Genomic DNA, 25,594 nt, shown 5'->3' on the forward strand with positions numbered 1-25,594 from the left:
AGCAAGGGTGTCCATCGCGAGTTGGAATCTGAAAGAAGCTGGCGGCAAACATCTGGTCTGACGAACAGAAACTTCATATAAGGCATATGACCGTGGGTAAGGTTGCGAAACAAACTAAAGCCCTATAGCTATTCGGGACGGTTAGTGTAAATGGAGCAGACATAAGATTGAAAGTTAATACCCTTATCCGAGGAGGTCTCACGGACATATGGTGAGGATGAATGATTCGAAGTACCATGATGGAGTAAAGCTTGCCGTGAGAAGTCAGCAGAGGTCGTAGTACCCAAGGCATGTATGCCTATAGGGAAGGACCAAACTTTATTTAAACGGCATAACTGAAAACTACCGTTTGTTGGAACGAATGCATAAAACCAAAACAGAAGTATTGGGCTACCTTTAAAGAGATAGGACGGAATCCGAAGGGTATAAAGGAGCGCAGACCTACAAATGGATGGTTGAAGAAGATGTCGTGGAAGTGTCTTTCGAAGAATACGAAAGGCATCCATAGTAAAGAACCGCCGTATGCCGAACGGCACGTACGGTGGTGTGAGAGGTCGGAAAACGAAAGTAGGAAGAAAACTACTTCGTTTTCCTCCTACTCGATTTGATTAAGTATAGATTACTTATTCAAAGCAGTAGCTACGTCAACCGCACAAGCCACTGTACATCCTACCATCGGGTTGTTACCGATACCCAGGAATCCCATCATTTCTACGTGAGCAGGAACTGATGAAGAACCAGCGAACTGAGCATCTGAGTGCATACGACCCATAGTATCTGTCATACCGTAAGAAGCAGGACCAGCAGCCATATTATCTGGGTGAAGTGTACGACCTGTACCACCACCAGAAGCTACTGAGAAGTATGGTTTACCTGCAAGTACACGTTCTTTCTTGTAAGTACCTGCAACCGGATGCTGGAAGCGAGTCGGGTTAGTAGAGTTACCAGTGATTGATACATCTACACCTTCATGCCACATAATTTTTACACCTTCACGAACGTCGTCTGCACCGTAGCATTTTACTTTAGCACGAGGACCGTTTGAGTAAGCGATTTCACGTACAACTTTCAATTCACCTGTATAGTAGTCGAATTCAGTCTGAACGTAAGTAAATCCGTTGATACGAGAGATGATCTGAGCAGCGTCTTTACCCAAACCGTTCAAGATACAACGCAAAGGTTCTTTACGTACTTTGTCTGCTTTTGCAGCGATTTTGATAGCACCTTCAGCAGCAGCGAATGATTCGTGACCAGCCAAGAATGCGAAACATTTAGTTTCTTCGCGCAACAGCATAGCAGCCAAGTTACCGTGACCAAGACCTACTTTACGGTCATCAGCTACAGAACCTGGGATACAGAATGACTGCAAACCGATACCGATAGCTTCAGCAGCTTCAGCAGCGTTTGTACAACCTTTCTTCAATGCGATAGCAGTACCTACTACATAAGCCCACTTTGCATTTTCGAAACAGATAGGCTGAGTTTCTTCACAAGTCTTATAAGGATCAAGACCATATTGTTCGCAGATAGCGTTAGCTTCTTCGATGTCTTTGATACCGTTTTCGTTCAAAGCAGCAAGAATCTGTTTGATACGACGGTCCTGGCTTTCAAATTTTACTTCTCTAATCATATGTCTTTTCCTCCTTATATTATTCCTGACGTGGGTCAATATGTTTAACTGCGCCTTGTTCTGCTGTGAAGCGTCCGTAAGTACCTGTTACTTTCTTCAGAGCTTCGTTAGCGTCTGTACCTTTTTTGATTTCATCCATGAATTTGCCCAGATGAACGAACTCGTATCCGCAGATTTCATCGTTTTCGTCCAAAGCGATAGTCTTGATATAGCCTTCAGCCATTTCAAGGTAACGAGGACCTTTAGCTAAAGTTCCATACAAAGTACCTACCTGGCTACGCAGACCTTTACCCAAGTCTTCCAAGCCGGCTCCGATCATCAAACCACCTTCAGAGAAAGCAGACTGAGTACGTCCGTAAACGATTTGCAAGAACAATTCACGCATAGCTGTGTTGATAGCGTCGCAAACCAAGTCGGTATTCAATGCTTCCAAAACTGTTTTTCCCGGAAGGATTTCAGATGCCATAGCAGCTGAGTGAGTCATACCTGAGCAACCGATTGTTTCAACCAATGCTTCCTGGATAACACCTTCTTTAACGTTCAAAGTCAGTTTACAAGCACCCTGCTGAGGAGCACACCAACCGATACCGTGAGTCAAACCTGAAATGTCTTTGATTTCTTTTGATTTAACCCATTTTCCTTCTTCAGGAATTGGAGCTGGACCATGATTAGGTCCTTTTTTTACAACACACATGTGTTCAACTTCGTGTGAATAAGTCATATTCTTTACGTTTTATGAGTAATAAAAAATAAGTATTTCGTAAACTTCTTATTACGGAATTTCTTCTTTAATTCGTACGCAAAGTTAGTCGTTTTATTTAGTTATGCAATCACTGAAACCTAACTTTTTGTTGGTTTTTAATGATATTTTTTGCTGAAACTCTTGTTTTGTAATCTCTGCTTGTCAAAATGTTTTTTATCTTCCGAAAGAAACCTGTATCTTTGCCGGTGGTAATATCAGCAGGATGGTAATACCTATCTGTAAGTAATAATAATTAGGTATATGAATGAAGTCGAAATTAAAGTAAAAGACGAAGACCTACGTCGTGGAGCCGAAGCTGGAATGGATGAATTTCTGAATGTGTTTATCCATAAGTATCTTGAGGTTACAGGAGGAGTAATTAATGCTGAAACGATGCCTTTACTGAATGGGTATCAGCATACATTACTAGGTTATCATTTCTTTCGTGAAGAAGTGCTTGAAGGAGGTTTTATACAGTTGATTCAAAATGGTTACGGACCATATATCTTTGATAATCCTTTTGCCAAGGCGATGCGTATGTTTGGAGCGAAAGATTTTTCAAAGCTTATTTATGATGCTAAAAAGATTTATGATGCTCATCGTGAAGATTTGGAAAAAGAATGTTCTGATGATGAGTTTATGGCAATGTATGAGCAATACGAAGCGTTTGATGATTTGGAAGAGGCCTATATGGATATGGAGGAGAGAGTTACAGCACAGATTGCTGAGTATGTAGATGAGCATTTGGAACAATTTGCAGGGATAGAGTAATCTTTGGAATTTATTGCTTGTTTTTGGTTTATAGTGAATAAAAGTTAAAAATAAAGATAGAGAAAGCAGTCTTTTTTACTCATTTTCATTTTAAGTGAAAAAAAATAAATAATAAAAGATAAATAAAGGAAGAATATGAAGACAATGAAGTTTTTTATGTTGGCATCAGCTTTTGCATCGATGATTGGATTTAGCTCTTGCTTGAATGGTGAAACTAATACAACTATTCAAGGAGCTCCTATTTTGAAAGTAGAGTCTAGTTTTATGGGAGGAACTTATTTTACAGATATATCAGGTGTTAAATATATACCTAATAAGGAGATTTTGTCAGCTGAAGGTAAATTTGCTTATGTTCCTATGCAATATGATTATAGTTTGTATAATCAGCAAGAAAACTCTTATGATATAACTTTATTAGGGGATTTATCTTACCTGAGAACTGTCACTGCAAATTATACAGAAATTCCCCAAGAGCAGACTACTGCTACTTTAGATGTTGTAGATGATGGTTATAATGCTGGTTTAGTTTGGGGAGCAAATAATGAGTATTTGCTTTTACCTTTATCTTATACTCTCCATAAAGATGTAGATAGAAATGATGAAGATGAGATGAATGAAGAATTACGAAAACATAATTTTATAATTTATACAATTCCGGGAAAGGAATTTTCTGAGAATGGGGATTCTTTAAAACTTTATCTTCGTTATACAATACAGGGGGTAGATTTATCAGAAGAAGATGCAGCAAAGAAGTATTCTGAAGAATATACTAGTAAATATGCTGATTATCGTTATTTGCAACTTAATATACCAGGTTCTGGAAATCCAAAATGGATTAGACTGGAGTTTGAAAAATCAAATAACTATAATGGTGCAACAATAGCTCCTAATGAGAAAACTAGAGAAGTAAGATCTTATCAGTTGTATCAGAAAAAATAAAAATAATTTAAGAGAGAGAAAGGTAGAGTAAGTGCATTTAAAATGCATTTAGGTGGCACGATATATGAAGGATTTATTATAAATTTATCCTGAGTATAATTCGTGCCTTCTTTTATGGAATTTTCAAAATATCTTTTAATTAATACGCTTTATAGATATTTGTGATGTAAATAAATGTTTAACCTTTTAAAGCTTAAAACTATGAAAAAGAATTTTTTGTTTATAGCTTTTGCTGTAGTATTATGTTGGGCTACTTCTTGTAATAAAGAGGATTTTACTAATTCTGATTTTATTGTAAGTCAAGGAGAGTTGTTGACAAGAAATGAAAATGATTTTGATCCTTTGAATGAAATCTCTAATAACAATGTTCCTGTTTATATTAGAAATGTTGGTAAAGGAAATACTTATATGTCTGAGGTTGGGACTTCTGTATTGTTGGAGGCTTCTGATGATGGGTCTGCTCGACAAAGATGGATAATCAATAAATTCGGTTTAGGGTTGGATATAAGTCCTATAACTCAACCTGATAAATCAATTCACGTAGTAAGAATTGGCGGTGAAAGTATTTGTAGACCTTATTTAAGTGATATTTTTCCTTTACCGGGGACAACTGGTATTTCTATGATATCTATTTCTAACTCTGTTTTTTATTACATTTGTAGTGGGTCTTCAGTTCAGCCTGGTTTTCCAATAACGTATTTGCAGCGAGAGTCAAAGGAGAGTAATAATCCTTAATTCCGCAACATAATTGATAATTATTTTTATAAGTTCCTGAGCAACATTTTGTTGCCCAGGTTTTTGCCATGTCAGCGTTTTCACTTACCTTAGTGTTGCGAATCCAAAGACAAAGAAAACCGCAACAGGCATGGCAAAGGTAGCAATAAAATCCGAAAGACTCACTCCTTTTGGAGGCATATTTCCAATCATGGAGCAATTTACCTCCCTTCTCTCCTCTACAATTGACTCAACACTTGGGTTGAGATGCAAACTCTATGGTTATCAATACAGCGAAATCATCCGCTCCCTCCTATGCGTTTACTTCTGCGGCGGTTCTTGCGTTGAGGATGTCACCGCCCACTTAATGAGTCATCTTTCCCTTCACCCCACACTCCGCACCTGTAGCGCCGACACCATCCTTAGGGCAATAAACGAACTGACCCGGGAAAACATCTCATACACGTCTGATGCCGGAAAGTCCTATGATTTCAATACGGCAGACACACTCAACACATTGCTCCTGAATTGCCTGTTGTCCACAGGGCAGTTGAAAGAGGGCGGGGAGTATGACGTTGACTTTGACCACCAGTTCATTGAGGCGGAGAAGTACGATGCAAAGCCCACGTACAAGAAATTTCTTGGTTACAGGTCCGGTGTGGCCGTTATCGGCGACATGATTGTCGGCATAGAGAACAGCGACGGCAACACCAATGTACGCTTTCACCAGAAGGACACGCTAAAGAGGATTTTGGAGAGACTTGAAGAGAAGAAGCTGACAGTCAAACGCTTCAGGGCCGACTGCGGCTCATGCTCTGAAGACATTGTGGATGAGGTCAGGAAGCATTGCAGGACATTCTACATACGCGCCAACCGCTGCTGCTCGCTCTATGATGACATCTTCGCGCTCAGAGGGTGGAAGAAGGAAGAGATAAACGGCATCGTGTTTGAGTTGAACTCCATTCTCGTTGAGAAGTGGAAGGGCAAACCGTATCGCCTGGTAATCCAGAGACAGAGACGCATGGGCAGTGGACCGGACCTGTGGGAGGGGGAATATACATACCGCTGCATCCTGACCAACGATTACGAATCATCCATGAGGGACATCGTGGAGTTCTATAACATGCGCGGTGGCAAGGAACGCGTCTTTGATGACATGAACAATGGGTTTGGATGGGACAGACTGCCTAAATCCTTCATGGCGGAAAATACCGTGTTCCTGCTCCTGACGGCACTGATACGCAATTTCTACAAGGCCATCATGCAAAGGATTGAAGTGAAGAAGTTCGGGCTCAAGGAAACCAGCCGTATCAAGACGTTTGTCTTCAAATTCATTTCAGTACCTGCCAAGTGGATTAAGACCGCAAGGCAATGTGTGCTGAATATCTACACCGACAACCATGCATATGCAGAAGCCTTCAAAACTTCTTCCGGATGATTTACATCACTTGATGGCCACTGATTGCGTATTGCCTCAAGTCGCTTTATGGGGTAAGGGGATGGTATGCGCATTGAAACGGACGCGAGGACTTAATGGTTATCTTACGAATCAAAAGTCCATTTCTCTTTATGTAGGTAGCACTTCGGGAATGGAGTTGCGGATTTAAGGATAATTTAATTTTTGGAAATTCGAATGTTGCAGATTGGGCTAAATGGGAAATATCTCCGGTTGGAGAATATACTATTGAGGATATAGAATATTCTTTTTACGATGGTGGAAGTTTAGACTCTTCTAGCGTTATAATTGATAATTATACAGTAGATAATAGAAAATCTTCTGTATCAGTGAAAAGAACTCAAACTATGTCTCATGAAATCTCAGAATCTTCTACTTTTTCTAAAACGGAAGGAATTTCTACAGAATATTCCATATCTACCTCTTCTTCGTCGGGGATTCAAGTGGGATTACCTAAGGTAACTGTAAATTCGAACTCTGAAATATCAATCTCTACTTCAACAACTAAACATGCTTCTTATGTGCAGGGGGAGGATAAAGGTGAAAAACAAACGATTACATGTTCCTATGAAGTAACAGTTCCTCCATATACTTATTATTCAATTAAAACATTAGTAAAAGAATATAGGATGAATGTGAGGTATATAGCAACATTAAAAGGAGCAGATAATGTTACTTTTAGAGTAAAAGGTACGTGGTCTGGAGTTCAAGCTATTGATACTTATCAAGAAGCTTTTGATGAAAAGAATAATCTTGTAGAAGCAGATATACGACCTATTGAGTTTTGATGAGGGCTGATGATATGATTATTGCTTTGAACTTCTAAATAGTAGTACTATTATTTATTAAAGGTGCGGATTATGCAGATAAGGCTGTGTATGTTAATGTATGTCAGCGTTTCTGTATAATTCGTGCCTTATTTTATTTCTTTTTTGTACATTTGCAGTTCCGAAGTTCGGATTTATTACAAAAAAGTAGAATAACATTGGATTATAAATCATTATTTCAGCAGATAATAGCTTTGTTGTCTACTCCAGGCAAAGCGTGGAGTGAAATTGCAGAGCGGGGGGTAGGAAGGTCAGTAATGCCTGCTTTTGTTTATCCTCTTATTGGGTTGTGTGGCTTGTCAGAGTTTATCGGAACATTTATCGGAAAAGATTTTTCATCCGTTATGTTCCAGGTAGCCTTGACTCGTTGTTGTGCTGTAGCTGTAGCTTTGTTCGGTGGTTTTTTTCTTTCAGCTTATTTATTGGATAAGTTGAATCATAACTGGCTGGGAGGGAAAGATTCTTACGACCGGATACTTGTGTTTGTGGGCTATTCTATGGTAGTTACTTTTGTATTGAATATCGTCAGTGGACTGTTTTCTATAGTTGTACTGCACTGGATATTGCAAATATATACCATTGTAATTGTATTCGAGGGGGTACGCAGATGGCTTAAGGTTGAGGAGAACAAACAGACTGCCTTTACTCTTGTGGCTACTATCATCATTTTGGTGTGTCCTGCTATTATCGAATTTATATTTAATAAGTTATCAGTAATATTGAATTAATGAAAACAAACGCCGGTAATATAAATATTAAGAATAAACGTGCTTCGTTCGACTATGAGTTTGTCGATACGTACACAGCCGGAATTGTGTTGACCGGAACTGAGATAAAGTCTATTCGTCAGGGAAAAGCAAGTTTGGTTGATACGTTTTGTTTCTTTTCCCGTGGAGAGTTGTGGGTAAAGAATATGCATATAGCTGAATATTTTTACGGTTCGTACAACAATCATTCAGCTCGTCGGGACCGTAAGTTGTTGCTGACGAAAAAAGAACTTCGTAAACTTGAACGTACTTCTGCCGAGCCTGGATTTACCATTGTTCCGACTCGTCTGTATATTAATGAAAAAGGGTTGGCGAAGGTTGTGATTGCTTTGGCAAAAGGTAAGAAACAATACGATAAACGCCAGACGTTGAAAGAAAAAGAAGATAAGCGTATGATGGATCGCATGTTCAAGCGATGATCGGGAAAGATGGTGCAGACAATTACAGTTTATATAAGTTGTCTGCATCGTGTTTTTGGCATATGAGGAAAACGATTCCCTGTGTTTTAAATTTAAATAGAGCTTTTTCAAAATGCAACAACTAATAAACGAACGTATTCTCGTGCTCGACGGAGCCATGGGAACGATGATACAGCAATACAACCTTTCGGAAGCTGATTTTCGGGGAGAGCGTTTCAAGGATCTTCCAGGATTGCTGAAAGGGAACAATGATATGTTGTGCCTGACTCGGCCGGATGTTATAGAGGAAATACACCGTAAGTATTTAGAGGCAGGAGCTGATATCATCGAAACAAATACATTTAATGCAACTGCTGTTTCGATGGCAGATTATCATATGCAGGCTTATTGCCGTGAGATAAATCTTGCGGCAGCTCGTCTGGCCCGTAAAATTGCTGATGAATATACAGCGAGAACTCCCGAAAAACCACGCTTTGTTGCCGGTTCGGTAGGACCGACCAACAAAACTTGCTCGATGAGTCCGGATGTAAATAATCCCGCTTTTCGTGCATTGACATTCGATGAACTTTCTGAAGCTTACCGTGAACAAATGGAGGCTTTGCTTGAAGGGGGAGTAGATGCTATTCTGATAGAAACAATTTTCGATACGCTGAATGCGAAAGCTGCTGTTCTGGCCGCAGAAACAGCTATGCAGAATTTGGGAAGAAAAGTTCCTTTAATGCTTTCTGTTACGGTCTCGGATGTTGCTGGACGCACGTTGTCGGGACAGACGCTTGATGCGTTTTTGGCTTCGGTACAGCATGCTGATATCTTTTCCATCGGACTGAACTGCTCTTTTGGTGCCAGACAGTTGAAACCTTTCCTGGAGCAGTTGGCCCGTCGTGCTCCTTATTATATAAGTGCTTACCCTAATGCCGGACTTCCTAATAGTCTGGGGCAATACGACCAGACACCCGAAGAAATGGCTGCCGAAGTCAAGGAGTATATCGATGAAGGACTGGTGAATATAATCGGTGGATGCTGTGGTACTACCGAAGCATATATTGCCAAGTATCAGGAACTTATTAAAGATGCCAAACCTCATGCGCCTGCTCCGAAACCGGATTATCTCTGGCTTTCTGGGCTGGAACTGTTGGAAGTGACTCCTGAAATTAATTTTGTCAACGTGGGTGAGCGCTGTAATGTGGCCGGTTCACGTAAGTTTCTTCGTTTGATAAACGAAAAGAAATACGATGAAGCTTTGTCGATAGCCCGCAAGCAGGTAGAAGACGGCGCGTTGGTTATCGATGTTAACATGGACGACGGATTGCTTGATGCTGCTGAGGAGATGACAACCTTCCTCAATCTGGTTGCATCAGAACCGGATATTGCCCGTGTGCCTGTTATGATAGACTCTTCCAAGTGGGAAGTTATTTTGGCAGGACTGAAATGTGTGCAGGGAAAATGTATCGTCAACTCTATTTCACTGAAAGAAGGCGAAGAAGCTTTTGTTGAGCATGCCCGTACCGTCAAGCAGTACGGAGCGGCAGTCATCGTGATGGCTTTCGACGAGAAAGGACAGGCCGATACATTTGAACGGAAGATAGAAGTTTGCGAACGGGCTTATCGTATTCTTACAGAGAAGGTCGGTTTCCGTCCTCAGGATATAATCTTCGATCCGAACGTGCTGGCAGTGGCTACTGGTATCGAGGAACATAATAATTATGCTGTCGATTTTATTAAAGCTACAGGTTGGATTCGCCGTCACCTTCCGGGCGCACACGTCAGCGGAGGAGTAAGTAATCTTTCTTTCTCTTTCCGTGGCAACAATTATATACGTGAGGCAATGCATGCAGTATTCCTTTATCATGCTATTCAGCAGGGTATGGATATGGGTATTGTCAATCCGGGAACTTCTGTACTTTATACAGATATACCTTCGGATATCCTGGAACGGATTGAGGATGTGGTGCTGAACCGTCGTCCGGATGCAGCTGAACGCTTGATTGAAACAGCTGAAAAACTGAAAGCGGAAAAGGAGAACTCGGGTGAGCAGCAAACAGCCAGTTCACATCTTGCCTGGCGTGAAGGGACGACTGTAGAAGAACGTTTACAATACGCACTGGTAAAGGGTCTTGGCGATTATCTGGATGAAGACTTGCATGAAGCACTTGCCAAATATCCGGATGCTGTCAGCATTATCGAGGGTCCGCTTATGTCGGGAATGAATCATGTCGGTGATTTATTCGGTTCCGGTAAGATGTTCTTGCCTCAGGTTGTAAAGACAGCACGTACTATGAAAAAAGCGGTAGCTATCCTTCAGCCCTATATTGAGACGGAAAAAAAGGAAGGGGCACGCAGTGCAGGAAAAGTGCTGTTGGCTACAGTAAAGGGAGATGTACACGATATCGGTAAGAATATTGTTTCTGTGGTTATGGCATGCAATAATTACGAAATTATCGACTTGGGCGTAATGGTTCCTGCAGAAAAGATTGTTGAAACGGCTATTCGTGAGAAGGTAGATATTATCGGCTTGAGCGGACTTATTACACCGTCGCTGGAAGAAATGGTGCATGTCGTTTCAGAACTGGAACGTGCCGGACTTGATATTCCTGTAATGATTGGCGGTGCTACAACTTCCAAACTTCATACAGCTTTGAAGATTGCTCCGGTTTATCATGCTCCGGTAGTATATATGAAAGATGCTTCACTGAATGCTCCGGTGGCAGCACGCCTGATGAATCTTGATTTTCGAAGTACATTTGCAGAAGAACTGGAAAGTGAATACCGTGAGCTTCGTGAAAAGAATAAGACCAAACAGGTAAAGACGGTTTCACTCGAGGAAGCACAGAAAAATAAATTGAATCTCTGGGAATAGTCTTTGTAGACAAACTGATTTATATTCTGTTATAAGGCATGGCATATCAAATTTTTAGTGATATGTCATGCCTTTTTCCGTATTCTTTGTATTTTTATCACCATATTGAAAAACACGACGTGATAATGAAAACACAATTTTGTTCTTTTTTACTTTGCTGGATAATCTTTTGTGAGTTTTTGCCGGCTCAGTCTGTATGCGGATATCGTTCGTTGGATGTTACAAATCCTATAGAGTTTTTAGGAAATAAGATTCTCTATGAAGGAAAGGAAATAGAGTTGGGAGAGAAAACCTTTTTTATCGATGGGCAGCTGTCCGATGAAGTGACGGTCAGATATCCTTTTGTTTTCAATAGCTTTAATGAAGCAGCCAAGGCTTTTGTTGCCGGAACAGAAGCAGGGCCTATGAAAGTATATATAGCTCCTTATGTATATTGGATTGATAATCCTGATGATCCTCAGGTAAGGGTAGGAAAAGACGGTAAAGAACCTTTCGGACTGGTAGTAAAATGTCCTTATCTGCATCTTGTCGGGTTAACCAAAAATCCTGAAAATGTAGTGCTTGCTTCCAGTCGCGGTCAGACACAGGGAGCTGTAGGAAACTTCACGATGTTTGATTTCTGGGGAGATGGTCTGTCGGTGAAGAATCTTACGATGGGAAACTATTGTAATGTCGATCTGGAATTTCCTTTAAAGAAAGAATTAGGACGTAAAAAAAGAATGTCTGCCATTACCCAGGCGCATGTAGCCTATTGTCATGGAGATAAAATTGTGGCAGAAAATGTCCGTTTCATCAGCCGCTTGAATATGAATCCTTTGAATGGGGCAAAACGTATTTTGTTCTATAAATGTTATATGGAAAGTACCGACGATGCGTTGACTGGTACAGGAGTCTACCTGAACTGTACGTTGAAGTTTTATGGTCAGAAACCATTCTGGCGGACGGATATGGGAGGGGCTGTTTTCTTGAACAGTGATTTTTATGTATGTCATGACGAAGACCGTCAGTATTTTTGTAAAGGAGTGGGACCTTTGACTGTTGTCGATTGCCGGTTTCATGTCCGAAAGCCTGTATATGCAGGCTGGACACACGAGCCGTCCGACTGGTTACGGTGTTACCAGTATGGTGTAACGATGAATGGACAGCCTTACGTAATAGGTGCGGACAAGCCTTATAATACAGTATGTATGGAGCAGGAAAATGTACTTCACGCATACCGCCTGACAGATGAAAATGGTAAGGTAATTTACAACACTTATAATTTACTTCGGGGAGATGATGACTGGGATCCGCTTCAAGTGAAGGATTGTGTACGGGCAATCGGAGAACATGATGGCAGGGATTATGCGAATCTGCCGGTTTGTTTGTCGGTTACTCCGCTGGTTGCCTCTGTACAGACCGGAGGCAATCCGGTGAAGTTGGCTGCCAACGTAAAAAGACACTGCAATTATGTGCAGCAGGGAAGCTCTGTTCGCTGGAAGATTCAGCCGGGATATGAAAAGTATGTCAGCCTGTCTGCCGGAGAAGACGGGACGTGTGTGGTCAAGGCAATGAATCATGAGGACGAAACCAAACATTTCACTGTTGTAGCCTATACGGAAGATGGATTGGAATGTGCAGTAGAACTGACAGTTGCTCCCGATTTTGTGGAAGCTCCTGCTTTTGTGGAAGTGCCGAAGCTGGAAATAGCAGATGGAAAAGCAATGGTAAGTTACGAACTGGATTTGCAGGGACGGAAAGATGAGTCGCTGATTACCTGGTATCGGGCTGTTGACAAGGAGGGTAAAACGAAATATCCGGTAGCAGTGTCACGGTTGGCTAAGCCCGAAACAACCTATAGATTAACAAAAGAAGACGTTGGATATTATCTTATGGCAACGGTAGCACCCAAACATTTGCGTTGTCATCCCGGTAAAGAATATACGGTGATTTCTTCATCACCTGTTGATAGGAAACAGGTAAATCCGGTAGATGTATTCGAAACTGATTTTCGAAATTTTCCTTGTTCCAATCAGCCTGTATTGTATTCCGGCGGATGGACAATAGGAGGATACAAGCCTCTTGATACGGAAGGTTACGATTGGGAACTTTTCTCCGATAAGGACTATTGGGTGTATGGAGAGGGAATGAACGGATCACGCGGAACGGGTTTGCTGCAGGCGCAGCGTGGAGCACGGCTGTTATATACTCCATTGGAAGGTAGATATGGAGACATGAAAATAACCTTGAATGTAGATCCGAGCAAAACCGCAGGACAAGGATTTGGAAGTGCTACGGGGCAATATATGGATATCTGTATCAAGTTCGATACCCGTACTCTGACTGGATATGCTTTGCGTATTATCCGTACGACAAAATACAGCAATGCGGTCGATTTCATGCTGATGAAATACGAAAATGGCAGGACTACTGCGATTTCTCTTCCGGTATCTTCCACCTGTTACCGTACCGACTGCACCATTGTACTTGAGGTTAAAGGAAGTAAGTTGACGGCCCATGCCGAAACTTCCACTCCGCTTTCATCTCCTGTAACGGACGAGAATCTGAAACCGTCTGTAAGTTTGGAGGCTGATATCGTTCCTAATGCTTGGGGAGGTATGGGGATTCAGCATACGGGAAGTTGTGGAGAGAGTACTACCATGCTGCATCACCTGAAAATAGAATGGATGGGCGTTTCGGCTAGCAAATGATAAGTGATTAGAATGCAGAAAAGGAAAATATGAACAGCCCTTCACGATATATGGGGAGTAATAGAGGTTGCCTTTCTTTTTCTCGATTATAAACAGACGGAAACCAGTAACGACGCACAGATAGAACAATACATTTCTCCGGTGAACTTGCGTGCGTCGGGATATATTAAGAAAATTTATTTCACCGAACATCAGTCGGTCAAGAAGGGAGATACCTTGCTGGTGCTCGATGACCGTGAATACCGTATCCGAGTGATGGAGGCTGAAGCTGCCTTGAAAGATGCAATGGCTGGAGCTACGGTAATAGATGCTACCTTACAGACTACACAGAATTCGGCTTCTGTTTATGAGGCTTCTATTGCCGAAATTGAAATTCGTCTGGCTAAACTCGAAAAAGACCGTCAGCGTTATGAAAACTTGCTGAAGCGGAATGCGGCAACACCGATACAGCTGGAACAGATTGAAACGGAATATGAGGCTACACGAAAGAAACTGGAGGCTACAAAGCGTCAGCAAAAAGCTGCCATGTCGGGCATTAAGGAAGTTTCCAATCGCAGAGAAAGTACGGAAGCTGCCATACAACGTGCTACGGCCGCACTCGAAATGGCACGACTTAACCTTTCGTATACTGTTGTGTTGGCTCCTTGTGACGGGAAGCTGGGACGTCGTGCATTGGAAGAGGGACAATATATTGGTGCCGGACAAAGCATTACGTATATTCTTCCTGATACGCAGAAGTGGGTGATAGCTAATTATAAGGAAACTCAGGTAGAGAATCTTCACGTGGGACAGGAAGTCCGTATTACAGTAGATGCAATCAGCGATAAGGAGTTTACCGGAAAGATTACAGCTATTTCTGGAGCAACCGGCTCGAAATATTCACTTGTTCCGACTGATAACTCTGCCGGAAACTTTGTCAAGATTCAGCAGCGTATTCCGGTACGTATTGATTTTACGAACCTTTCATCGGAAGACAATGAACGTCTGGCTGCCGGAATGATGGTAGTGGTAAAAGCCAGACAGTAAAAATAAGACAAACATGTTTTTCAGTTTCTAATAAATTAGAATTATGCCTTCGTGTCCGAAAAATTATCCGTTTTATAATTGGGTTCCCAAACCTTTGGGTATTCTTATTCTGTTGCTGTTATTTATTCCGATTCTTACGGCAAGCGGAGTGTATACGGTAAACAGTGGCGAGATGCTGAGCGGGCTGTGTATTCAGTCTGAACATATTCAGTTTGTTGGTTTTCTTACTTCTGTAGGAATGGCGGCTTTCTCTCCGTTCTTTTATGAACTGGTCTGTATCCGCCGTGAGAAAATGATGTGCATCGTAGGCTTTTCGCTGCTTTATATATTGAGTTACGTATGTGCCAAGACCGATAGTATTTACCTGCTGGCTGTCTGTAGTGTGGTGATGGGATTTCTGCGCATGGTGCTGATGATGGTCAATCTGTTCACGCTTATCAAATATGCGTTCAAGATGGAGGCTACCCGAAATATAACTCCGGGCAATGAACCTGTGGATGGTGAAGGATGGGATAAGCTGGACCGTGAAAAGAGTACCAGTATGCCTACCATTTATCTGTTTTTCATGATTCTGGGGCAGATAGGAACTTCGCTCACTGCATGACTGGCTTATGAGTACGAATGGCAGTATGTATATTATTTCATGATGGGGGCGTTGCTATTATCTATTCTGGTTGTGTTTATCACCATGCCTTATCATAAATATGTGGGCAAACGTTTTCCTATCAACTTGCGTAAGTTTGGCAGTGTGGTAATATTTTGCGTGATGTGTTCGGCTGCTATTTATGTGCTGGCGTATGGAAAGGTGCTCGACTGGTACGATTCTCCATCTATTTGCTGGGCTACCGCGACGGCTGTTGTGTTTGCCATACTGTTTGTCTATATGGAACGTAACCATAATTCGCCTTATTTTCTGATGGATGTGTTTAAGTTGCGCTCTATCCGTATGGGTATCCTGCTCTTTCTGTTGCTGATGATTTTCAACTCCAGTGCCATGTTTGTCAGTGTGTTTGCAGGAGTTGGTATGAAGATAGACAACTGGCAGAATGCGTCGCTTAATAACTGGAGTATAGCCGGTTATTTTATCGGTTGCATTATTGCTATTGCCATGGGATCAAAAGGAGTACATCTGAAATACCTTTTCTCGATGGGCTTTGTTCTGATAGGACTTTCCAGCCTGTTTATGTATTTTGAGGTACAGACCGACGGCTTGTACGAGCGCATGAAATATCCGGTTATTATCCGTTCTGCCGGAATGATGCTACTTTATTCGCTGACAGCTGTACATGCCAATCAGCGGATGCCTTATAAATATCTGTCTACCTGGATTTGTATCATGTTGACAGTGCGTATGGTACTGGGACCGGGGGCTGGAACTGCTATCTATACCAATGTGATGCAGCATCGTCAGCAACACTATGTAACTCGCTTTGCTCACGATATGGATCAGTTGAATACAGAGGTAGCAGCCTCATATAATCAGACGGTTCAAGGGATGATGTATCAGGGAAAAAGTGAAAAGGAAGCACATAATATGGCAGCTCTTTCAACAAAAGGGCGTGTGCAGGTACAGGCTACTTTGGCTGCTGTAAAAGAAATGTCGGGATGGACATTCTACGGCTGTATGGCATGTGCCGTTCTTATGCTGGTAATTCCGTGGAGAAAAAGAAAGCTGGATTTACAGACATAAAATACTTTACACTCGTTCATTTATTTGCTTTATACATCACGGTGGAGCGTATTTCATTTCTTAATCTGACTTTTCGGTGGAAAAGTACCTATGAAAGCTCCCCGTGATGTATTTTTATTTTCTTGTTTCATGATGGGAATATAGAAAAATCTTACCTTAGTGGCAGACTTTAATTTTAGTTTTATGGGGATGGATGCTAAGGAACAAGAAATGCGTTTAACACGTTTTGAGCGCGATTTGATGGCGGGAAAAGATATTTGCTGCCTGGAAGGGGAAGTTAAAGCTTTTCCGAAGATATTGTGTAAGCCCTTCCTGATGAATTATGTGGGACTGATTGTGTGTGAAAAAGGATATTTCTGTTTCGATGTAGATAAAAAGAAGTTTACAGCCCGGGCAGGGGAAACGGTTTTTCTTTCCGAAGGGAATAATTTTTCAATAGGAGAACTGTCTGATGATTTACGTGTGAGCATACTGTTTTATCATATAGATCCGATACGTGAGATTTTAGGCAGTTCGATTGTGGCAATGTATTTGTATACGACACTGACTCCCGAACCATGCTATGTATGGACTTCCGGAGAAGAAAGCGATTTGGCACGTTATATTGCATTGCTGGGAAGACATAGGAAGAGTGCGCAGAATCCGTTTGATAATCATGAGTGTAAGTTGTTGTTACTGGCATTGACTTACCGTTTGTGTTCTATTTACAGCCGGCGGATTATCGAAGAAAAAAATGTAGCGGGACATAAGATTGATACTTTTATCAAGCTCATTCGGTTGATTGAAAAGTATTATATGCAAGAGAGGGGAGTAGCTTTTTATGCCGATAAGTTGTGTCTTTCTCCCAAATATCTTTCAGTATTATCGAAATCGGTTTGCGGATATACGGTGCAGGAACTGGTTTTCAGAGCTATTATCCGGAAGAGCATTTTCTGGCTGAAGAATACCAACAAGAGTGTACAAGAGATATCGGATGACTTGAATTTTCCGAATGCTTCTTTTTTCGGGACATTTTTTAAGAAGCAGACGGGACTTGCTCCTTCGTATTACCGGATTTCTGCTGAGGAGTAAAATTGTTTCGGTATTTAATAGGGCTTTTTAAAGCTAAAATAAAATATTCAGAAATGGTTGTGTTTAAAAGTTTGAATATCAAAGTGATATGCGGACTTTGTGATGGGCATGATAGAACTCTTTTGGCTGATGTTGATTGCTTGATTTCGGATTGTAAGTTTATTATTTATGAGTTTCAAGTTTTAATATACTGCTGTTTTCAACCGTTCAGTTTGGTTTGAAACACGTGTTTTGGAACACTTCAGGAAGTATGTCGAAAAACTTCAGCAAAAGTTAGGAAAAACATCATGAATTTTTCTGAAAAATCGTACAAAGTCTGTTAGCTTTTGTACAAAAAAATAAGGCAAATTGCCCGTGTTTTTTAGATATTATGCAGTCGGTTGGATTGCCTTCTGCATTAAGGTACGGGCAAGTTGCCTGTTGGCTTGTAAGTGACTGATATTTTTATTCTTGATTCAGTTCTGCCAGAAAGCTGGCAGCTTTCTCAAGGGTTTCCGGTTTTCCTATATCAATCAGATGAAGCTCTTCGGTCAGACATCCACCAATTCGGGCTTCCCCACATGTTTGCAAATAGAAATCCATGATGGGGAATTTGCCTTTCCACCGTTCGTCCATGTATCGGAAAAGGGAAGGGGAGATGACGTGAATGCCACTGAAGGCATATTCCTGATATTTTGTTGCGTCATATTCGAAGCCTTCGGGTTTGGTCTGTCCGGTATCTTTATTAACCCATCCTCTCAGATATGCCTGTTTGTCGAACAGCAGATAGCGGGCTGTGGTTCGTTTGCTTGCCAACAGGGTAGCATCATTGCCACTGTGCAGGTGGGATTCGTATAAGGCTTTCAGGTCGGTATCGGAGAGGATATCGACGTTATGTATCAGGAATGGTTCGTTTCCCTGAAAAAATGGTGCGGCTTTTTTGATACCTCCTCCCGTATCGAGCAACTGTTCACGTTCGTCGCTGATATGAATTGTCAGTCCGAAATTCTGGTTGGCTTCAAGAAAGTCGATGATCTGTTCTCCGAAATGATGTATGTTGATAACCAGTTCGTTGAATCCGGATTGTTTTAGTTTCAGGATGACGTGTTCCAGCATCGGACGTCCGTTTACGGGTACGAGTGCTTTGGGCATATGGTCGGTCAGCGGTTTCAGGCGAGTTCCCAGTCCCGCTGCAAATATCATGGCTTTCATATTGTTATCGGGGTTCTAAAATTTGTTCAATATGTTGTTCGCGGTGTATCAGGCGGATGCGTATACCGAATTTTTCGTTCAAGTGGTGCGCTACGTGTTCTGCCGAATATACGGAACGGTGCTGTCCTCCGGTACAGCCGAAGCAGATAGAGAGGTTGGTAAACCCTCTTTCCAGAAAGCGCTGTACATGAGCATCAGCCAGTGCGTCTACGTGTTCCAGAAATTGGAGTATTTCACCGTCCTGTTCCAGAAAGTCGATAACCGGTTTGTCGCGTCCGGTCAGTTGCTTGTATTGTTCGTACTTTCCCGGATTGTGCACGGCACGGCAGTCGAATACATATCCGCCTCCGTTTCCTGACGGGTCTTCGGGAATACCTTTCTTATACGAAAAACTCATTACGCGTACGGTGAGTTTCCTTCTGTTTCGTATGCTGGCAAACTGGGGAAGTTCTGTCAGTTTGCGTAGCATGAGGCATAAGTAGGGATATTCAGGAAAATCTGTTTCCAGCAGTTGACGGAGATTTTCGATGGCATACGGTACACTTTGTATGAAATGTGCCTTTTTCTCAAAATATCCACGGAAACCGTATGCGCCTAGAACTTGCAGAGTACGGAACAGTACAAAGTGACGGAGGGTGGTGAGGAACTGCTCCTTATCAATCGCGTGATAGGGGCGAAGAGCATCGAGGTACTCATCCAGAAGCTCCTGACGGAGCGAATCGGGATAGTTTGCCTTTGCCTGCCAGAGGAAAGATGCCACATCGTAATAGAAAGGTCCCTTGCGTCCTCCCTGAAAATCGATAAAGTACGGTTTTTCTTCCCGTATCATGATATTGCGGCTCTGAAAATCACGGTACATGAATACCTGTGGTTCTATCTGAAGAAGGGTATCTGCCATACGTTCGAAATCATCTTCCAGTAGATTTTCCTGAAACTCCAGTCCGGTAGCTTTAAGAAAACAATACTTGAAATAGTTCAGGTCCCACAGAATGCTGCGACGGTTGAATGCCGCCAGTGGATAGCAATAACTGAAGTCCATGTCCTTGCTTCCCTCAAACTGTATCTGTGGAAGCAGGCGGATAGTTCGTTTCAATATATTTGTTTCTTCATCACTGAAGTTACCGCTTTCTCTTCCTTGTTTGATAAGTTGGAACAGTGAGATATCTCCCAAGTCATCTTGCAGGTAGGCCGACTGGTCGGTTGCTTCGGCAAGTATACGGGGTACGGGCAAACCTTTTTGTGAGAAATGTCTGGCCATGTAGATAAATGCACGATTTTCTTCGGTGGAGGTTCCATATACACCGATGAGGCTTTCCTTGCCTTTCAAGCGAAAGTATTTGCGATTGGAGCCTGCTCCCGGCAAAGGTTCGATACTTGTTGGAGCTTCTCCAGTATATGATTGATAAAGTTGTGCGAGTAATTCGGTATTCATACTATCTTTTATTACATAAACTTATAATACAAGGACAAAGATAGATATAAAAAGCTGAAAGAAAGAAAGGGATAAAAAGAAAAAGGTCTGAACAGAAACTGCTCAGACCTTGGTAGCCCGTGGGGGAATCGAACCCCCCTTTCAAGAATGAAAATCTTGCGTCCTAACCGATAGACGAACGGGCCATCCTTATACATCGGATTAACCGTATGTTTTGTTTTGGTAGCCCGTGGGGGAATCGAACCCCCCTTTCAAGAATGAAAATCTTGCGTCCTAACCGATAGACGAACGGGCCATCCTTTGTTTGTGTTGAGGTGTTTCTCAATCACGGGTGCAAAGGTACGCATTATTTTTGAATCTGCAAGTGTTTTGCACAAAAAATGCAGAAAAATGCATATTTTTTTCTTTTTCCCCCTCTGAAAGGGGTAAAAAAGGGGAAAACTGCTTTGTGCAGGTAGCGTTTTATGAATTATAGATCTTCCGGATCGGCAGTGTCTTCCAGTCTGTTTTCCCAAAGGTATTTTTGTGTTTCTTTGACGGCAACTCCCGATAAGAAGATGAGGGAAATCAGATTAGGAACTGCCATCAGTGCGTTTACGCTGTCGGCAATATTCCATACTGCTTGTAAATTCATGGTGGAACCAAAGTAAATGGATGAAATCCATATAACACGATATATTCGCAGGAGTTTTTTCCCTCCTAAATATTCGATGGCTTTTCCCGAGTAATATCCCCAGCCTAAAATGGTAGAAAAGGCAAAGGTCAGAATACCGATTGCCAGGATGCTGGTACCTACATAAGGAATTTTACCAAAGGCTGCTTTGGTCAATGCTCCACCTTGTGTATAATCGATGTCAGGAAATGCGAGTACACTGGTAACCAGCACCAATCCCGTCAGCGCACAGATAATGACGGTGTCCCAGAATGTTCCGGTAGAAGAAACCAGTGCCTGACGTACCGGGTTGCGAGTTTGTGCCGCTGCTGCCACAATAGGTGCCGAACCAAGTCCGGATTCGTTGGAGAAAAGTCCGCGGGCAATACCGTAACGTGCTGCGAGCATGACACTCGTTCCTAGAAATCCTCCTCCTGCGGCATGTGGAGTAAACGCAGAACTGATGATGAGTTTGAAGGCTTCTCCCAAATAGGCGTGGTTCAGAATGAGGATATAAATACATCCTCCTATATAGAGGATAGCCATCAGAGGGACCAGCGTCATACATACACGGGCAATACCTTTTACTCCGAAGAAGATAACCAGTGCGATGCCTAGTGCCACTACTATACCGGTGATATGTTCGCTTACTCCGTATGTCTCTTGCATCAGTAAGGCAATAGAGTTAGCTTGTACCGTACTTCCGATACCGAATGCTGCCATGGCTGTAAAGATGCAGAATAAAATGCCCAGCCATTTTTGCTTCAGTCCTCGTTCCAGTGCGTACATCGGACCACCAAGCATTTCTCCGCTGGATGTTTTTACGCGGTATTTAATGGCAAGAAGCCCTTCGGCATATTTTGTGGCAATTCCGAAAACTCCGGTCAGCCAGCACCAGAATACGGCACCGGGACCTCCGAATGCAACGGCAGTCGCCACACCGATGATGTTTCCTGTTCCAATAGTTGCTGCCAGTGAAGTGGCAAGCGCGCCAAATTGACTGACATCGCCTTCAGAATCAGGATCTTTTTTAAAAGAAAGTCGTATCGCTGTAAATATTTTGCGTTGTGGAAACTTTAACCGTATGGTCAGAAAAATGTGAGTTCCCAGTAGTAATATAATCATCGGCCATCCCCAGAGAAAGGAGCTGACCGATGCTGTTATTTGTTCGAATAATTCCATGCAAATATTAAAATCGTTAAGGTTGCATTGTTTCTACTTCACCCAAGCTTTTTTCGATGTCTTTATCTGTCAATGTATAGTTGGTTAAGTTTCCAGATAAATATTGGTCGTATGCACTCATATCTATCAGACCGTGTCCGGATAGGTTAAACAGAATAACCTTTTCTTCACCCGTTTCCTTACATTTGTTGGCCTCTTGTATGGCAGCAGCAATGGCGTGACACGATTCGGGGGCAGGGATGATGCCTTCGGCACGGGCAAACAGACATCCGGCTTCGAATGTTTCCAGTTGCTGTATGTCTACGGCTTCCATCAAATGATCTTTCAAAAGTTGTGATACGATAACTCCTGCTCCATGGTAACGCAATCCACCTGCATGAATGTTGGCAGGTGTAAAGTTATGTCCCAGTGTAAACATCGGCAGAAGAGGAGTATATCCGGCTTCATCACCAAAGTCGTATTCAAACTTTCCTCTTGTCAGTTTCGGACAGGAAGCCGGTTCGGCAGCTACGTAACGGGTTTGTTTTCCTTCCAGAATAGTATGACGCATGAAGGGGAAGCAGATGCCTCCAAAGTTTGAACCTCCACCAAAACATCCGATGATGATATCTGGATATTCGCCGGCCATTTCCATCTGTTTTTCTGCTTCCAGACCAATGATGGTTTGATGAAGCGTTACATGGCTCAGTACAGATCCTAATGTATACTTACAGTTCGGAGTTGTACGTGCCAGTTCGATGGCTTCGGAAATGGCTGTACCCAGTGATCCCTGGTGATTAGGATACTTGGTCAATATATTTTTTCCGGCGCGTGTTGACATAGAAGGTGAAGGAGTAACCTGTGCTCCGAAAGTCTGCATGATGCTGCGTCGGTATGGCTTCTGTTCATAACTGATTTTTACCTGATAAACGGCAGCCTCCAGTCCGAATACTTTTGCGGCATACGAAAGGGCTGCTCCCCATTGTCCGGCTCCGGTTTCGGTTGTAATATTGCTGACACCTTCTTTTTTACAGTAATAAGCCTGTGCCAGTGCAGAGTTCAGTTTATGCGAGCCAATAGGGCTGACACTTTCGTTCTTGAAATAGATATGTGCCGGTGTTCCTAAAGCTTTTTCCAAACCATATGCACGAACCAACGGAGTACTTCGATAATACTTGTACATCTCACGTACTTCTTCGGGAATTTCTATCCATGTATCGGTCTGGTTAAGCTCCTGATGACATAATTCTTTTGCAAAAATAGGATACAAATCTTCCGGTTTAAGCGGTTCGCGTGTAGCTGGATTCAGAGGAGGCATGGGTTTGTTTTTCATGTCAGCCTGAATATTATACCAATATTTAGGAATTTCATCTTCCGGTAAAATGAATCTTTTCTGTTTATTGCTCATAAATGTTTGCTTTTTGATTGATTTTTCAAAAATAAGTAAAACAATGTAATATTACAACCGTTTTTGGTTTTTATTTGTTATTTTGATGTTTTTATGCCTTAAAACCGTGCACGGCGTTTCTTGAACATAAGTAGATGATAGCTTGTTTTAATGAAAGTTTTTCTTCAGAAAGATCTATTCAGAGTATAAGATGATGTTGACTTTACTAATAGAGTAGATGGGGAAAAACAAATATGTAATAAAGTCATGCTTTTAATCGGAAAACCGATAATTATAAATACATTTGCGTGCAAGTGTTAATATAAAAACAGTTTTAGTATGGATTCTTTAGAAAGGCTCTTGCTTTATCGTAAGAAACTGATATTACCTCGTATTTATCAAGTCATAAATTGGTTCATGTGGATTACGTATTTTTGCGCAATCCTGTTTTTGGCTACTTTGGTTTATGAACATGGATTTATGATTTCATCGGATGAGGCAAAGGCTATTCGTATTATATATAAGAGTGTATGGATTGTTTTTTTGCTGTCGGCTACAGTGCAGATTGTTTTTCAATCAGATGAGGACGGACAGAAAAATACATTTTGGTCATGGGTAATTAATGTCTTGCTGTATCTGACTTTACTTCCTGTGCTGTTCAAGAAACCGGATGCTGGAGATGAAGGTGTTTATTGGACATGGATGTTCTTTCATAGTCATTATTATCGGATAGCTATTTTATTATTATATTCTTTATTGCAGTTGTCCAGTAGCTTGGTACGATTGTTGGGCAGGCGTACTAATCCTTCTCTTATTTTAGCTTCCAGCTTTTTGGTTATAATATTTATTGGGGCTGGATTGCTGATGCTTCCCAGAGCAACTTATCATGGAATTTCGTGGATAGATGCATTGTTTACTGCAACTAGTGCTACGTGTGTTACCGGACTGGTTTCGGTTGATGTTCCGTCTACCTTTACACTGGAAGGACAAATTATTATCATTTTGCTTATCCAGATAGGAGGATTGGGAGTTATGACACTGACAAGTTTTTTTGCCATGTTTTTTATGGGAAATACTTCTTTATATAATCAGCTGGTAGTTGGCGATATGATAAGTTCTAATTCATTGAATTCTCTTTTATCCACCTTATTATATATTCTAGGATTCACATTAGCTATCGAAGGTATTGGTATGGTGATTATCTGGTATTCTATACACAATACTCTGGGAATGACGTTGCAACAGGAAATATATTTTGCAGCCTTCCATTCGGTTTCAGCATTTTGTAATGCCGGATTTTCTACTTTGCCGGGTAACTTAGGAAATGCGGCGGTTATGCAAAACCATAACTTGCTTTTTATAACCGTTTCATTTCTGATTATTTTGGGAGGTATTGGTTTCCCTATTTTGGTGAATCTGAAAGAAACGCTTTTTTATTATTTACGTTATCTGAAATGGAAGTGTTTCGGGCGTTCGTCTCATTTTCCAAAACAGGTCCATTTATATAATTTGAATACACGTATTGTTTTGATAATGACAGCTATTTTGCTTGTGCTGGGTACGTTGGCTATTGCTCTTTACGAGTGGAACAATGCATTTTCTGGCATGGAAGTTACAGATAAATGGGTACATGCTTTCTTCAATGCGACATGTCCGCGTACGGCTGGATTTGTCAGTGTCGGGCTGACTACGCTGTCTACACAGACTTTGTTGCTGATGATTATACTGATGATCATAGGAGGGGGTACGCAGTCTACCGCAGGTGGAGTAAAGATAAATGTGTTTGCTGTTATACTTCTGAATTTGTGGGCGGTCATTAGAGGAGCAAATCGGGTAACTATTTTCCAGAGAGAATTGTCGGATGATTCGATCCGCCGCTCAAATGCAGTGCTTATGTTGTATCTTATCATTCTGTCTGCTGCAATTTTTGTCATGAGCATGTTAGAACCCAAAGCATCTCTAATGGCACTTACTTTTGAATGTGTATCGGCTTTGAGTACTGTGGGTTCCAGTCTGGATCTTACTCCTGTTTTGAGTACGGCTGGTAAATCGGTTATTATTTTACTGATGTTCATAGGCCGTGTAGGAGCTTTTACCTTGTTGCTGGGACTGATTAAACAAGTAAAGAAGCGTAATTATAAATATCCAAGTGATAACATTATAATAAACTGA

General features: G+C 41.7%; 17 protein-coding genes, 2 tRNA genes and 3 pseudogenes. 13 read left to right on the forward strand and 9 right to left on the reverse strand.

Features of this window, described 5'->3' with window-relative positions:
- Window positions 1–128: 128 nt before the first annotated feature.
- The 3 genes and pseudogenes from BACCOP_RS21115 to BACCOP_RS09785 form a co-directional block, all read right to left on the reverse strand.
- Window positions 129–608: pseudogene (locus BACCOP_RS21115) on the reverse strand (hypothetical protein); the annotation flags it as partial.
- 11 nt (window positions 609–619) lie between these two features.
- Window positions 620–1,630: a GGGtGRT protein gene (locus BACCOP_RS09780; RefSeq protein WP_007568719.1), complete on the reverse strand. Its 1,011-nt coding sequence runs from the start codon at window positions 1,628–1,630 to the stop codon at window positions 620–622.
- Between the two features lie 19 nt (window positions 1,631–1,649).
- Window positions 1,650–2,351 carry an iron-sulfur cluster assembly scaffold protein gene (locus tag BACCOP_RS09785; RefSeq protein WP_007568721.1) on the reverse strand — a complete coding sequence of 234 codons (702 nt, stop codon included), beginning with the start codon at window positions 2,349–2,351 and terminating at the stop codon, window positions 1,650–1,652.
- Between the two features lie 282 nt (window positions 2,352–2,633).
- On the opposite strand from BACCOP_RS09785, the gene BACCOP_RS09790 reads away from it, so the two are divergent.
- The 12 genes and pseudogenes from BACCOP_RS09790 to BACCOP_RS09845 all read left to right on the forward strand — a co-directional run bounded on the left by BACCOP_RS09790 (window position 2,634) and on the right by BACCOP_RS09845 (window position 17,599).
- Complete coding sequence (locus BACCOP_RS09790) at window positions 2,634–3,143, forward strand: DMP19 family protein (RefSeq protein WP_007568722.1); 510 nt, start codon at window positions 2,634–2,636, stop codon at window positions 3,141–3,143.
- 135 nt (window positions 3,144–3,278) lie between these two features.
- Entirely contained in the window at window positions 3,279–4,082 is an 804-nt protein-coding gene (locus BACCOP_RS09795; RefSeq protein WP_007568724.1) for a hypothetical protein, read from the forward strand.
- 201 nt (window positions 4,083–4,283) lie between these two features.
- Window positions 4,284–4,817, forward strand: coding sequence for a hypothetical protein (locus tag BACCOP_RS09800; RefSeq protein ID WP_148315615.1), 534 nt, complete (start codon window positions 4,284–4,286; stop codon window positions 4,815–4,817).
- A 130-nt stretch (window positions 4,818–4,947) separates the two neighbouring features.
- On the forward strand, window positions 4,948–6,234 hold the full coding sequence (locus tag BACCOP_RS09805) for an IS1380-like element IS615 family transposase (RefSeq protein WP_007567149.1): 1,287 nt from the start codon (window positions 4,948–4,950) through the stop codon (window positions 6,232–6,234).
- Window positions 6,235–6,599: 365 nt separating this feature from the next.
- The gene (locus BACCOP_RS09810; RefSeq protein WP_040312001.1) at window positions 6,600–7,040 is read left to right on the forward strand and encodes a hypothetical protein; all 441 of its coding nucleotides are present in this window, start codon (window positions 6,600–6,602) and stop codon (window positions 7,038–7,040) included.
- Between the two features lie 197 nt (window positions 7,041–7,237).
- Window positions 7,238–7,807, forward strand: coding sequence for a Yip1 family protein (locus tag BACCOP_RS09815; protein WP_007568729.1), 570 nt, complete (start codon window positions 7,238–7,240; stop codon window positions 7,805–7,807).
- Window positions 7,807–8,265 carry an SsrA-binding protein gene (gene smpB / locus BACCOP_RS09820; protein ID WP_007568731.1) on the forward strand — a complete coding sequence of 153 codons (459 nt, stop codon included), beginning with the start codon at window positions 7,807–7,809 and terminating at the stop codon, window positions 8,263–8,265. The genes BACCOP_RS09815 and smpB overlap by 1 nt, the downstream gene beginning before the upstream one ends.
- A gap of 112 nt (window positions 8,266–8,377) precedes the next feature.
- Entirely contained in the window at window positions 8,378–11,122 is a 2,745-nt protein-coding gene (metH, locus tag BACCOP_RS09825; RefSeq protein WP_007568733.1) for a methionine synthase, read from the forward strand.
- 125 nt (window positions 11,123–11,247) lie between these two features.
- Entirely contained in the window at window positions 11,248–13,812 is a 2,565-nt protein-coding gene (locus BACCOP_RS09830) for a pectinesterase (protein ID WP_040312002.1), read from the forward strand.
- Between the two features lie 48 nt (window positions 13,813–13,860).
- Window positions 13,861–14,838 (forward strand): annotated as a pseudogene (locus tag BACCOP_RS09835) (HlyD family secretion protein); the annotation flags it as partial.
- Between the two features lie 43 nt (window positions 14,839–14,881).
- Window positions 14,882–16,528, forward strand: a pseudogene (locus BACCOP_RS09840) (efflux MFS transporter permease).
- 189 nt (window positions 16,529–16,717) lie between these two features.
- Window positions 16,718–17,599 carry a helix-turn-helix domain-containing protein gene (locus tag BACCOP_RS09845; RefSeq protein ID WP_040312009.1) on the forward strand — a complete coding sequence of 294 codons (882 nt, stop codon included), beginning with the start codon at window positions 16,718–16,720 and terminating at the stop codon, window positions 17,597–17,599.
- A 444-nt stretch (window positions 17,600–18,043) separates the two neighbouring features.
- On the opposite strand, the gene BACCOP_RS09850 is transcribed toward BACCOP_RS09845, so the two are convergent.
- From BACCOP_RS09850 to BACCOP_RS09875, 6 genes are all read right to left on the reverse strand, one after another.
- Complete coding sequence (locus BACCOP_RS09850; protein WP_007568745.1) at window positions 18,044–18,790, reverse strand: nucleotidyltransferase family protein; 747 nt, start codon at window positions 18,788–18,790, stop codon at window positions 18,044–18,046.
- A 4-nt stretch (window positions 18,791–18,794) separates the two neighbouring features.
- Window positions 18,795–20,222, reverse strand: coding sequence for a RapZ C-terminal domain-containing protein (locus BACCOP_RS09855; RefSeq protein WP_007568747.1), 1,428 nt, complete (start codon window positions 20,220–20,222; stop codon window positions 18,795–18,797).
- Window positions 20,223–20,332: 110 nt separating this feature from the next.
- Window positions 20,333–20,407: transfer RNA gene (locus BACCOP_RS09860), tRNA-Glu, on the reverse strand.
- A gap of 35 nt (window positions 20,408–20,442) precedes the next feature.
- Window positions 20,443–20,517: transfer RNA gene (locus BACCOP_RS09865), tRNA-Glu, on the reverse strand.
- Between the two features lie 174 nt (window positions 20,518–20,691).
- Complete coding sequence (locus tag BACCOP_RS09870; RefSeq protein WP_007568750.1) at window positions 20,692–22,056, reverse strand: alanine/glycine:cation symporter family protein; 1,365 nt, start codon at window positions 22,054–22,056, stop codon at window positions 20,692–20,694.
- 16 nt (window positions 22,057–22,072) lie between these two features.
- The gene (locus BACCOP_RS09875; protein WP_007568751.1) at window positions 22,073–23,443 is read right to left on the reverse strand and encodes a TrpB-like pyridoxal phosphate-dependent enzyme; all 1,371 of its coding nucleotides are present in this window, start codon (window positions 23,441–23,443) and stop codon (window positions 22,073–22,075) included.
- Window positions 23,444–23,761: 318 nt separating this feature from the next.
- Here BACCOP_RS09875 and BACCOP_RS09880 point away from each other — a divergent pair, with 318 nt between their 5' ends.
- Entirely contained in the window at window positions 23,762–25,594 is a 1,833-nt protein-coding gene (locus BACCOP_RS09880) for a TrkH family potassium uptake protein (RefSeq protein ID WP_007568753.1), read from the forward strand.

It is taken from the genome of Phocaeicola coprocola DSM 17136 (assembly GCF_000154845.1).
Classification (GTDB): domain Bacteria; phylum Bacteroidota; class Bacteroidia; order Bacteroidales; family Bacteroidaceae; genus Phocaeicola; species Phocaeicola coprocola.

Bases quoted from the DNA above. Each gene is read 5' to 3' on its own strand.
- smpB (WP_007568731.1), top strand. From the start codon at position 7,807: ATGAAAACAAACGCCGGTAATATAAATATTAAGAATAAACGTGCTTCG.
- BACCOP_RS09880 (WP_007568753.1), top strand. From the start codon at position 23,762: ATGGATTCTTTAGAAAGGCTCTTGCTTTATCGTAAGAAACTGATATTA.
- BACCOP_RS09800 (WP_148315615.1), top strand. From the start codon at position 4,284: ATGAAAAAGAATTTTTTGTTTATAGCTTTTGCTGTAGTATTATGTTGG.
- BACCOP_RS09875 (WP_007568751.1), bottom strand. From the start codon at position 23,443: ATGAGCAATAAACAGAAAAGATTCATTTTACCGGAAGATGAAATTCCT.
- BACCOP_RS09810 (WP_040312001.1), top strand. From the start codon at position 6,600: ATGTCTCATGAAATCTCAGAATCTTCTACTTTTTCTAAAACGGAAGGA.
- BACCOP_RS09845 (WP_040312009.1), top strand. From the start codon at position 16,718: ATGGATGCTAAGGAACAAGAAATGCGTTTAACACGTTTTGAGCGCGAT.
- BACCOP_RS09790 (WP_007568722.1), top strand. From the start codon at position 2,634: ATGAATGAAGTCGAAATTAAAGTAAAAGACGAAGACCTACGTCGTGGA.
- BACCOP_RS09870 (WP_007568750.1), bottom strand. From the start codon at position 22,056: ATGGAATTATTCGAACAAATAACAGCATCGGTCAGCTCCTTTCTCTGG.
- BACCOP_RS09785 (WP_007568721.1), bottom strand. From the start codon at position 2,351: ATGACTTATTCACACGAAGTTGAACACATGTGTGTTGTAAAAAAAGGA.
- BACCOP_RS09830 (WP_040312002.1), top strand. From the start codon at position 11,248: ATGAAAACACAATTTTGTTCTTTTTTACTTTGCTGGATAATCTTTTGT.
- BACCOP_RS09795 (WP_007568724.1), top strand. From the start codon at position 3,279: ATGAAGACAATGAAGTTTTTTATGTTGGCATCAGCTTTTGCATCGATG.
- metH (WP_007568733.1), top strand. From the start codon at position 8,378: ATGCAACAACTAATAAACGAACGTATTCTCGTGCTCGACGGAGCCATG.
- BACCOP_RS09805 (WP_007567149.1), top strand. From the start codon at position 4,948: ATGGCAAAGGTAGCAATAAAATCCGAAAGACTCACTCCTTTTGGAGGC.
- BACCOP_RS09855 (WP_007568747.1), bottom strand. From the start codon at position 20,222: ATGAATACCGAATTACTCGCACAACTTTATCAATCATATACTGGAGAA.
- BACCOP_RS09850 (WP_007568745.1), bottom strand. From the start codon at position 18,790: ATGAAAGCCATGATATTTGCAGCGGGACTGGGAACTCGCCTGAAACCG.
- BACCOP_RS09780 (WP_007568719.1), bottom strand. From the start codon at position 1,630: ATGATTAGAGAAGTAAAATTTGAAAGCCAGGACCGTCGTATCAAACAG.